At 40.4% G+C, this 8,036-nt stretch carries 7 protein-coding genes; 4 read left to right on the top strand and 3 right to left on the bottom strand.

From position 1 onward, the window contains the following. Window positions 1-37 precede the first annotated feature (37 nt). The 3 genes from AB4263_RS20410 to alr all read right to left on the bottom strand — a co-directional run bounded on the left by AB4263_RS20410 (window position 38) and on the right by alr (window position 3,303). Window positions 38-1,174: a hypothetical protein gene (locus AB4263_RS20410; RefSeq protein ID WP_372098795.1), complete on the bottom strand. Its 1,137-nt coding sequence runs from the start codon at window positions 1,172-1,174 to the stop codon at window positions 38-40. A gap of 108 nt (window positions 1,175-1,282) precedes the next feature. Next, window positions 1,283-2,134, bottom strand: coding sequence for an aminotransferase class IV (locus AB4263_RS20405; protein WP_372098794.1), 852 nt, complete (start codon window positions 2,132-2,134; stop codon window positions 1,283-1,285). Between the two features lie 95 nt (window positions 2,135-2,229). Continuing rightward, window positions 2,230-3,303: an alanine racemase gene (alr, locus tag AB4263_RS20400; RefSeq protein WP_372098793.1), complete on the bottom strand. Its 1,074-nt coding sequence runs from the start codon at window positions 3,301-3,303 to the stop codon at window positions 2,230-2,232. 508 nt (window positions 3,304-3,811) lie between these two features. On the opposite strand from alr, the gene dgcN reads away from it, so the two are divergent. The 4 genes from dgcN to AB4263_RS20380 all read left to right on the top strand — a co-directional run bounded on the left by dgcN (window position 3,812) and on the right by AB4263_RS20380 (window position 7,662). Continuing rightward, entirely contained in the window at window positions 3,812-4,816 is a 1,005-nt protein-coding gene (dgcN, locus tag AB4263_RS20395) for an N-acetyltransferase DgcN (RefSeq protein WP_372098792.1), read from the top strand. Further along, window positions 4,817-5,791, top strand: coding sequence for an N-acetyl-D-Glu racemase DgcA (dgcA, locus tag AB4263_RS20390; RefSeq protein ID WP_372098791.1), 975 nt, complete (start codon window positions 4,817-4,819; stop codon window positions 5,789-5,791). It begins immediately after the preceding gene. Further along, window positions 5,792-6,652 (top strand): D-amino-acid transaminase, encoded by an 861-nt coding sequence (locus tag AB4263_RS20385; RefSeq protein ID WP_372098790.1) that lies wholly within the window; start codon window positions 5,792-5,794, stop codon window positions 6,650-6,652. Window positions 6,653-6,723: 71 nt separating this feature from the next. Beyond that, window positions 6,724-7,662 (top strand): DMT family transporter, encoded by a 939-nt coding sequence (locus AB4263_RS20380; RefSeq protein WP_372098789.1) that lies wholly within the window; start codon window positions 6,724-6,726, stop codon window positions 7,660-7,662. The last annotated feature ends 374 nt before the right edge of the window (window positions 7,663-8,036 follow it).

The following is an 8,036-nucleotide window of genomic DNA, read 5'->3' as shown; positions in this document are numbered from 1 at the left end:
CGGAAAGCCGCGATGAACCTTTTTTTAGCGAATGCTATTACGATGGCACGGCTGAGTTAGTTGATTCGTCTGAGGCAGCAGACTTAATGCCTTTGTAGAAAATATTGTAAATTCCCCAGCCAAGTATTGGGAGAATAAATAAAACAACAAAGCCCCACGTTAATGTCCCGTAACCACCTGCGATTAGGCCAATCAGACCCACACGACCTGACAGGTAAATCGTGCCCATTAAGATAACAGCGGCAATAGCTATACGTAATACTTTAGGAATCTCAGCATTCTTCTTTTCTGTATATACTTCAGCAACACGCTCATTGAGCGCGTGAATAAAGGCTGCACAAGTTTCTACAAAAGTACCAAAAAGCACGACATAAAAAATAGTTTGTAACCAAGGTGCATCTAATTGCGACATCATAAAGTCAGAAGGCACGGCTGCATTTAATATATCACCAGGTGTTGCAACCATTGCAAAATAAAATAGCAGAGCAGGTGCCATTGCTAACGGACCCGCAAAGGCGCCGGCCGTTAATGCATCTTTTCTAGAGGTCATATGCGCTACAACAAATAGTATCAGTGGCAGTGTTGCGATGTTATAACCCACATATTTTATCGCATTCATAAACCAAGTATCTTCGATAGCACCTTGCAATACCTTAACGTCTAAGTTTTCACCATATTCACCAAGATATAAATATACAAAAACCGCGTAGGTTCCGTAGAGCAAGAATGACCATCCAGAAAGAACGGCTTCCATTAGTTTTGAGCCCCAAGCGACTAAAGCACAAACCAATGCCATCAGGGCAATGGTACCAATATTGGCATCGATGCTTAAGTGAGTCGTTACAATTTGACCTGCTGCTGAGCCAACGACGGCAAGCACCAAAATTCCTAACCCGAAATAACATAGCTCGTAGAGAAACCAAAACTTACCAAGTAACTGCTTAATGAAACTACGGTATGTATAGCTTTGGCTCATCCTTGAAAGTTCAAAGCTAAACATAGAGATTAAGCTAATAGCTGCGGTCGCAACTAACATTCCTAGTAACCCACCAAGTGGTCCAGAGGAAAAGAAGAACTCAATAAGTTCTCGACCGGTTGCGTATCCACCTCCAATTAATACAGACTGTAATACCAAGCCTGGTAGAATGATTCGTTTAAAAACACTGTTACTCATAATTAACTCCATTTAAATTATACGATAGTGGTTTTCTAAAATTTACTTTTTCTAATAATTGTTACTCTTCGATTTTTTAATAATTGTTACTTGGCGTTTTTTTAAATACTATTTAAGTGCTTGAAAGCCTTTAAATAGTTGTAGCCATATAGCGCCAGGTTTGCCATCACCAACAGCTTGACCATCAATAGTAATTACAGGCTTAAGCTCTTCCATTGAGTTAGTCACCCAAACTTCATCGGCATCTTTTAGCATTTCAACCGTTGGTGCTTCTTCATGAACGGTGATGCCTTGCTGGTTAGCAATATCAATCGTTACGTCACGTGTTACACCCGGTAAAATATTATCGACAGGTGGTGTAAAGATAACGCCATCTTTTACCATGAATAAGTTACTGCTGGGTGCTTCAACAACATAACCATCACGTACTAGTAATGCTTCATCCAACGCAACGCCGTTAGTGTAAAGTTCATGATAAGCGAGTACATTTCCCATCAAGCTTGTAGACTTAACATTACATCGCTTCCAACGTAAATCTTCTTGCAAGTGACCTGCACAACCTGGGTAATTTTCGTCGATTGGCAGTGCAAAGGGGATAGAGAAAATTAGAACCGTCGGCTCAGCGTTAACAGGGAAACGATGTTTACGAACTTGTTCATCACCGCGAGATACTTGGATATATAAAAGTTGAGCAGGTTCACTTGGGTCGATAAGTGGCTCGATAATCTCTTTCCAACCATCAAGCGTATAAGGAGACTCAATGCCAACGGTATTTAAACCGTTCAATAGTCGTTGACCATGTCTTTTATAATCTAGCATCTTTCCGTCATAGGCAGGCACGGCTTCATAGATACTGTCACCAAGTAGGAAACCGCGGTCAAACGGTGAAATACGGACTTGGTCCATTGTTGTATATGTGCCATTAAAAAAAGCAGCAGATTTGTTAATTTCGTTTGTCATTATGAGTAAACCTCTAATTAATTACTTTTTGTAAAAAGTATGACTGTACGTGTTAAATGTATAGGGATGTAATACCCTTTATGTAAAAATAATTGTTATACCAATTTCTTATGGACCCTTGACGTAAGTTGAATCGTTAGCTCGTAGGGTATGGTGCTAGCAGAGTGTGCTACAGATTCTATAGGTAAGTTTTCTCCCCATAGTTCAACGCTATCCCCACATTTATCTTGTGCGTCTTTGCCTAAATTGACCACTATCATGTCCATTGATACGCGCCCTACGATTGGTACACTTCGGCCATTAATAAATACGGAAGCATGGTTTGAAGCAGCTCTTGGGTAACCATCACCATAACCTACAGCAATAACACCTAAAGTTGTTTCTTTGTCAGAAATCCAAGATCCCCCGTATCCAACAGGTTGCCCTTTATCATGATGACGCACTGAGATAAGGCGTGTTGAAAATGTCATCGCAGGAATTAGGCCAAAATCTTTACCTACGCTGTCACTTTGAGGGGATATGCCATACAAAGCAATACCAGCTCTTGCTACATCAAACTTTGAATTCGGCCATAATAAAATACCGGCTGAATTGGCGATACTTTTCATTCCTTGCTTATCTTTAACCGCGTTAGAAAATACCGTAATTTGCTCTTGAGTTGTAGTGCACTGTGTATCATCAGCACAACTAAAGTGACTAAGAAAACTAATCGGCTCTGAAACTGTATCTAGTCGTTTTAGTCGGGTGATATAGTCGCTGATTTCCTGTGGCTGAATACCTAATCGATGCATGCCTGAGTCAACTTTTATCCAAACGTTAATTACGTTAGCTAGTGATGCTTGTTCCAGGTCTTTTAGCTGCTGTTCACTGTGAATAACAATATCTAAATCTAATTCAAACGCTTGCTTTAGGTCGTTACTACAAAAACAGCCTTCTAATAATAGGATAGGCTGTTTTATTCCTGCATCTCTCAGTTCAACAGCTTCTTCTATTCTAGCTACAGCGAACAGGTCTGCATTAGGTAGTGATTTTGCAACTGCAATAGCATTGTGCCCATAGGCATTACCTTTTATAACCGCTACGAGTTTTTGATGGCCACACAGTTTTTTTAACACTTGATAATTATGACGAATTGCATCTAGGTTAATGTGGGCTTGCGCGGTGATCATTCCTCTCTCCTTAAGGCTTAATTTAGTAACTAACCAAATTTATCCTTTTATTATCTATCGCTTACAACTTTATGGGTTTGCAATTTATAAGCCAGATTCAAAAAAAATTGAGTAATAAAAGAATATTTACAATGGATTGGTGGGTCAAAACCGATGGTTTGCAGTATTGGTGACTTCTCCGTGTCATATATCTTACTATTTCTCTCTGTCCAACATTTAGCTTCTTTGCTTTAAAACTTTGTCGGTTTGATGCTGTTTTACATGATTTGTTGCACCAGTATGTTGCACCATATCACTATTTCGGTGCGTTAACAATTGTTTAACATGTTGATTTTGTTCGGTTTTTGTCTTTTTAAATTACGAGGTACCTAATAATAAAGGGAAATTATCTGTTTAGTGTAAAGATTCTCCTATTTTCATGAAAATAATATTTGTTGTCATAGTTTTTGCATTAGTAGATACGTTATTAACTTAATTTATTTATATACCTATATATTTGGAGATAAAGATGGAACTTAAAAAACCTTACCTATTATTTCTTGGCGATGCAGCTGATTCTCTAGCGGCTAAAGTGGCACAGGGTATTAAAACGTGGCATCCAGAATATTGTGTTGGCCAATACCGATTAGAAAACTGTAACGCAGATGTAGGTCTTACTGATATCTCTATTGCTGATGCGATTAAAGCGGGTGCCAAAACACTGGTGATTGGTGTTGCTAATCGTGGTGGTGTTATCTCTGAGCAGTGGTTAGATGTATTAATTGAAGCAATGGAAGCAGGTATGGACATCGCTTCAGGTCTTCATAATAAGCTTATTGATATTCCTGTATTAGTAGAGTGCGCAGAAAAACACGGCCGCTCTCTGTTTGACGTGCGTTACCCTACTCAGGCTTACCCAGTGGGTACTGGTATAAAACGTAGTGGTAAAAGAGTACTAACAGTAGGGACTGACTGTTCTGTTGGTAAAATGTATACATCACTTGCTATCGAAAAAGAGATGCATGCACAGGGTATGGATGCAGACTTTAGAGCGACAGGGCAAACAGGCATTTTGATCACTGGTGGTGGTGTGAGTGTCGACTGTGTTGTTGCAGACTTTATTGCCGGTGCAATTGAAACAATTTCTCCAGAGAATAGCCCTGAGCATTGGGATGTTATGGAAGGGCAAGGTTCGTTATTCCATGCTTCTTTTGCGGGTGTGACAATGGGACTTATTCACGGCTCACAGCCTGATGCTCTTATCTTGTGTCATGAACCAACGCGTACGCACATGCGCGGCCTACCAAGCTACTCATTACCTGATATCCAAACATGTATCGACGCTAATATTGCCGCTGCGCAATTAACAAATAAAGACGTTAAATGTGTTGGTATCTCGGTAAATACTTCAAACATGGAAGCGACTGAGGCAGTTTCATACATGGAAGCACTTGAGAAAGAGATCGGCTTACCGGTTGTTGACCCATTCCGCCAAGGTGTTGCACGCATTGTCGAGCAACTAAAGGAAGTATAAATGAAACTATCAATATCTGAGCGCTCTTGGCCTATACGAGGGAGTTTCACTATCTCTCGTGGCAGTAAAACACACGCTGATACCGTCGTTGTTGAAATTGAGCATGAGGGCGTTGTTGGTCGAGGCGAGTGTGTTCCTTATGCAAGATACGATGAATCGCTACAAAGTGTGAAGGCAGAAATTACCGCAATAGCAGATCAAATAGAAGCCGGTATGACACGCCAGCAGTTACAGGAAATTTTACCTTCAGCGGCAGCGCGTAATGCAGTGGACTGCGCAATGTGGGATCTTGAATGTAAGCTGAAAGGCTGTTCTATCTGGGAAAAAATTAATCTTCAACCTAGCACACTAGAAACGGCTTATACCATTTCGTTGGGTGAGCCTGAAGTGATGGAGCAAGCTGCTAAAGATAACGCTTTTCGCTCACTACTAAAAATTAAATTGGGTGGTAATGGCGATTTAGAAAGATTAAGAGCGGTACGAAATGGTGCACCCACATCAAAAATTATCATTGATGCAAATGAAGCGTGGACGCCTGAGTTATACCGACAGCTAATGCCTGATCTTTTGATGTTAGATATCGCGATGATCGAGCAACCGTTTCCAGCGGGTGATGATGCTGCATTAGCAACGCTACCAAGGCCTATCCCTATCTGTGCAGATGAGTCGTGCCATGATCGTAAAAGCTTAGCTGAGATTGTAGGTCGCTACGATATGATCAATATAAAAATCGATAAAACGGGTGGCCTGACTGAAGCATTACTACTAAAAGAAGAGGCACAAAAACTTGGCTTAAGTGTCATGGTTGGTTGCATGCTTTCCTCTTCTTTAAGCATGGCACCTGCCTTCGTGCTCGGTCAGGATGCAGATATTATTGATTTAGATGGTCCATTACTGTTATCGCAGGATATTGAAAATGGATTTGATTTCAGAGGCAGCCAAATGGTTCCGTTTAGTAGCCAGTTATGGGGTTAAATGATGATTAGAACAGTATATGTAAAAGGTGATTACGTGTTAGAAACAGAAGCGACTGTTTCTATTTTTGACCGAGGTTTTTTATTTGCTGACGCCGTTTATGAAGTAACGGCAGTTTTAGATGGCATGTTGATTGATAATCCTGGTCATATTGCACGTCTGGAGCGGTCTTGCAAAGAGCTTGGTATTAACATGCCATTAAGTGCAGAGCAGTTAACCGCTGTGCAGAAAGAGCTGATTAACAAAAACAACCTCAAAGAGGGGGGCGTTTATCTACAACTTACGCGTGGCAGTGAGGGCGATAGAGACTTTTCTTACAGCGATGATATCGAGCCAACATTAGTGTTATTTACGCAACAGCGTTCACTGATAAACAGCAAACCTGCACAAAAAGGTATCAAAGTGCTGTCGATGGATGATATCCGTTGGAGGCGTCGAGATATCAAAACGACTAGTTTATTACCAGCGTGTTTATCAAAACAGATCGCTTATCAAGCTGGTTGTGATGATGTTTGGCTGATTGAAGACGGTTTTGTAACCGAAGGTGGTTCAAGCAACGCTTATATCGTTACCCAAGAAAACAAGATCATTACTCGTCCGCTGAGCAATGACATTCTTCACGGCATTACGCGTGCATCACTGCTTAAATTAGCAAAAGAGAGCAATATTGAAATAGAAGAGCGCTCATTTACTATCGAAGAAGCGTATGCCGCAAAAGAAGCTTTTGTAAGCTCAGCAACGACCTTTATTTGGCCTGTCATCAGTATTGATGGTTATTCAATTGGTGATGGTACCCCTGGTCCATTAGCAAGCAAGCTACGCGATATCTATATTAAAACAGCGATTGAGCTAGCGGAATAAATCAAATGCCTTTACTAGTCCTAGTAAAGGCATTTTTTTTCTAGAAAAATTCATGGATTATAGGAATAACGATGAGTAGATTAAACTCCTTGAGTGCAGCAGAGAATAAATGGGGCCTTTCCCAGTTATCAACGGAAAGCAAAGCACTATGTCTTTTATTTATCGCAATTATTATCTGGGGTGGGAATTGGCCGGTAATGAAAACCGGTTTAAATCACATCACACCACTATGGTTTTCAATGGTGCGTTTTGCGTTAGGTGCTTTGACCCTTTTTGCTTTTCAGATAGCGACTAAAGCGCTTTATATACCTAAGAAAAAAGATTTACCCCTGATACTCAGTATCGGCGTGATACAAATGATGACCTTTACCGTTTTAGGCTCTGTGGCAATGACGCAAGTAGATGCAGGGCGATCTGCAGTACTAGCATACACAACTACGTTATGGGTACTTCCGCTATCGGTACTCTTTTTCCGTGAATATCTGTCACAAAAGCAGCTATTAGGCACGCTATTAGGCTTGATTGGTGTCATTGTACTTTTCAACCCATTTACTTTTGACTGGAGTAATCGAGCACTAGTTATTGCTAACGGTTTCCTTTTGCTGGGCTCTCTTCTGTGGAGCTTATGTATTCTGCACTTACGTTGTTCTAAGTCTGGCGCGACAGCCTATCAACTTGCTCCATGGCAAATGCTGGCAGCAACTATTCCGCTAACACTCCTATCATATTGGATTGAAGGGCCATTCACCGGTGATGGTAGTGTCACTTTCTGGAAGATCTGTCTTTATCTAGGCCCATTAGCGACCGCTTTTTGTTTCTGTGTTGTTAATGGAGTGAGTAAGTTATTAAGTGGGGCATTTATATCAACTGCAATGCTTGGCGTCCCCATTACTGGTTTGCTTTTCTCAATCATATTCCTAGGTGAGCAACTTACAATGCCACTTGTTGCAGGGACACTGTTAATCTGTACCGGTATTTTTGTGGTGATTAAGAGTGCAAAGAAGCAATGAGCAAGGGAATTGAGATCGTTTTTTATTCACCATGGCGTGCTTTAACCTCAGCGTGCACATCCAAATGACTCATCCAGTTATCGGCTGAATATTGGTTAAGTCTTAATTTAGCGTAATTATTATAAGGCGCTATTTATATTTAGCTAGTGACATAAATAGCGTCTTATTTTTTATTTTGTTTATTCTTTAAAAAGTAAAATCACCTTTAATTCTAGAATGTTAGTAACTAATAAACTTAACATCAGCTATTCATTAAACCGATATCATATTTAGCTTTAATGCTTTTTATCGCTGCCGCTGTTTTACTTTCAATGGCACAAATAACTTTTTAGCCCTTTCTTTCTAGGCAATATCGGCTTTGTTGCGTAATTAAA

This window comes from Vibrio sp. 10N.261.55.C5 (genome assembly GCF_041470505.1).
In the GTDB taxonomy this organism is placed as follows: Bacteria; Pseudomonadota; Gammaproteobacteria; order Enterobacterales; family Vibrionaceae; genus Vibrio; species Vibrio crassostreae_C.
Note: the sequence above shows the minus strand (reverse complement) of the source record. Positions and strands in the feature narration are given on the sequence as shown.